Below are 3,002 nucleotides of genomic sequence, written 5' to 3'. Positions count from 1 at the left end.
GCCAAAGCTACTGCTGTATAAGTTTTACCTGTTCCGGCCGGGCCGATGGCAAATACAATGTCATTTTTGGTAATGCTGTTCACCATGCGTTGCTGGTTTGGCGTGCGGGCCTTTACCATAATCCCGTTTGTGCCAAAAACGATCACTTCGCCTGTCCCCGGCTTTTCTTGCCCGTTTGTTTCGGGTGCGGCCAACGGTAAAGAACCTTTTGTGCCTGCAATCCGTTCAACATCGTTGAGGTTAAGGTTTTGAAATTTTTCTACATATGCAACCAACTGGTTTAGTTTGTCCTCAAAGTTTTTGATCTCATTTTCGTCGCCCAGTACTTTTACCTCGCTGCCACGGGCAACGATTTTTAGTTTCGGGTACTGTTTTTTTAAAAGCTCAAAATGATCATTGTTAGAACCCCACAACACAGCAGGGTTAATGGTATCAATCGTTAAATTTAATTCGTTCAAGCTTAAGAATTTTTAGTTGTCATTTTTTATCCTTAAAAATTTAATATTTGCAGCGGTTTAAAGCTATCTACAAGATTAGTAATAAATATTAGGATTTTAATGGCAATTATAACTTTAACTACAGATTTGGGCGATAGGGACATCTATCAGGCTGCCCTTAAAGGTAGTATTTTAAAGTTGTTGCCAAACGTTACCCTGATTGATATAACCCATTCTGTTTCAACTTTTAATGTTCCGCAGGCTGCATTTATCCTTAAAAACAGTTACCATTATTTCCCGGAGGAGACCGTTCATTTAATTGGTGTTGATACCGTTTACCACGAAGATGTGCGCTATCTGGCCATCCGTTACCAAAACCATTATTTTGTTGGAGCCGATAATGGCATCTTTTCTTTGATTTTTGACCGCATCCCAGATGAAATTGTAGAAATCAATATTTTGCAGGATTTAAAGTTCCTTCACTTTCCGATTGCTGATATTTTTGTGAAAGCGGCCTGTCATCTGGCCGAAAAAGGAAAACTGACCGATATTGGTATTCCGATCATCCGCCTGGAAAAAAAGATGACGCTGCGGCCGGTGATTGATAAAAGCGTGATTAAAGGAAGTGTGATTTATATTGATTCTTTTCAAAACGTCATCACCAACATTACCAAAGACCTTTTTGATGAAGTGCAAAACGGAAGGCAGTTTGTGCTTTATTTTAAGCGGAACGAATCCATCAACAAGCTGAGCTGGCATTACAACGAAGTTCCGGAAGGCGAGAAACTGTGTTTGTTCGGCATCAGCGACCATTTGGAAATTGCGATCAATAAAGGAAATGCCAGTGGTTTGCTGGGTTTAAATGTAGGCGATATTGTTCGGATTGAATTTCTTTAGAAAGCTGTCGGCTGTCGGTTATCAGTTCTGCATGTTCCGCAATCTCAATAAAAATTTAAACAAACCAACTATCCATGAAAAAACGGTTTTTTATTTTGCTGATGCTTCTTTTACCGGTACTTTTTTTGTCTGCGGCTGTATTTGGCCAGCAAACCGATTCTTTGGCTTACCAGTTGCAACGCAAAAAAGTGAACGGTTTATTAACACAGCGCACGGCAAAGTTTAACCAGTATTTTGAGAGTTTGGATATGCACACCGGCATTTTTGGTTTGCAAACGAAGAAGGATATTCGCCGCTCCAACGATATTTTGATGGACTTTGTAAAAACCGACAATGCTGTTTTTAAGGAGCTAAAAATATTGCTGGATTACCGCACCACCGTTCAGACAGAAGTTTTAGGCCGTTCGCAGGAATCGGAAAACCGCAACCTTTCTTTTATGAACACCATTAATAAATTGCGCAGCCAAACGGAAAAACTGCAGGCAGAGGCTGCGGAAAACAGTAAACAAGCCGGGCATTTCAAGAATTTACTGGTCGGCGCGTTCCTCCTGGTTTTGGCCATGCTCTTTTTAATCATCAAAATTAAGTCAACTAAAGCCCGCTAAATTGGCAAAGCCAAACTATTTTGATAAAATCGCTGCTGTTACTGTTTTACTAAAAAAATAAATGGCAAGAGGAAGATTGAATAGCGGAAGCACGCCCGAGCAGGATTTGCCAAAAGCTAAATTAAACCGGGAAAGCCTCGGCAAAATAACCAAACTATTGGTTTACCTAAAACCGTACCGCGGCAAGTTTTTGTTCGCTATGGTTTTTCTTTTTTTATCAAGCCTGACCGGGTTGGCTTTTCCTTCGTTTTTGGGTGCGCTGATAGATGCGGCACAAGGCAAACAGCGTTATCCTTTTTTGCCGCCAACCATAAATGCCATTGGTTCGCTGGCTTTTTCGGTGTTGCTTTTACAAGCTTTGGTCTCCTATTTCCGTGTGATTTGGTTTGTACAGGTTGCAGAAAACGCGCTGGCCGATATTCGTCGTGATACGTATTTTAAACTGATCACTTTGCCGATGAACTTCTTTTCCAACCGCCGCGTTGGAGAATTGAACAGTAGGATTTCTGCCGATCTTTCCCAAATCCAGGATGCCATCACCACAACGCTGGCCGAAATGATCAGGCAGTTGGTTTTGATGATTGGCGGCATCATTTTGCTGGCGATCTTTTCCATCAAACTAACGCTCACTTTGCTGCTGATTTTGCCGGTTTTGATTGTGGTTGCTTTTTTCTTCGGAAAGTTTATCCGCAAAATTTCGAGGGAAGCGCAGGATAAACTGGCCGAATCCAACACAATTGTAGAAGAAACCTTGCAGGGAATTTCTAACGTAAAAGCCTTTGTAAACGAAGCATTTGAAGCCGGACGATACGAGAAAAAAATTCGTGAAGTGGCAGGAATTGCAGTTCGCGGCGCCAAGTTTCGCGGCTTATTTGCTTCTTTTATCGTGTTTTGTTTGTTCGGAGCGATTGTAGCCGTAATTTGGTACGGTTCGGTTTTGGTCAGTCATCACGAAATGTCGGTCGGCAACCTCACCACTTTTATTTTGTATTCCATTTTTGTTGGCGCTGCAATGGGCAGTTTCCCCGATTTGTATGCCGGCTTACAGAAAGCTGTTGGCGCA

General features: G+C 41.9%; 4 protein-coding genes. 3 read left to right on the top strand and 1 reads right to left on the bottom strand.

Annotation, left to right across the window (positions count from 1 at the left end):
* Positions 1 to 458: PhoH family protein (locus Q0192_RS08445; RefSeq protein WP_299288875.1), on the bottom strand; the 458-nt coding region annotated here is incomplete at its 3' end.
* A gap of 99 nt (positions 459 to 557) precedes the next feature.
* Here Q0192_RS08445 and Q0192_RS08440 point away from each other — a divergent pair.
* From Q0192_RS08440 to Q0192_RS08430, 3 genes are all read left to right on the top strand, one after another.
* Positions 558 to 1,334, top strand: a complete 777-nt coding sequence (locus Q0192_RS08440) for an SAM-dependent chlorinase/fluorinase (RefSeq protein ID WP_299288872.1) — start codon at positions 558 to 560, stop codon at positions 1,332 to 1,334.
* Positions 1,335 to 1,408: 74 nt separating this feature from the next.
* The gene (locus tag Q0192_RS08435) at positions 1,409 to 1,939 is read left to right on the top strand and encodes a hypothetical protein (protein WP_299288870.1); all 531 of its coding nucleotides are present in this window, start codon (positions 1,409 to 1,411) and stop codon (positions 1,937 to 1,939) included.
* Positions 1,940 to 2,000: 61 nt separating this feature from the next.
* The coding region (locus Q0192_RS08430) for an ABC transporter transmembrane domain-containing protein (protein WP_299288867.1) at positions 2,001 to 3,002 on the top strand (1,002 nt) is incomplete at its 3' end.

The sequence above is a fragment of the uncultured Mucilaginibacter sp. genome (assembly GCF_937859865.1).
GTDB lineage: Bacteria > Bacteroidota > Bacteroidia > Sphingobacteriales > Sphingobacteriaceae > Mucilaginibacter_A.
This window is presented reverse-complemented; position numbering and strand designations above follow the sequence as displayed.

Coding starts and splice junctions, on each gene's coding strand:
- Q0192_RS08435 (WP_299288870.1), top strand. CDS start 1,409: ATGAAAAAACGGTTTTTTATTTTGCTGATGCTTCTTTTACCGGTACTT.
- Q0192_RS08440 (WP_299288872.1), top strand. CDS start 558: ATGGCAATTATAACTTTAACTACAGATTTGGGCGATAGGGACATCTAT.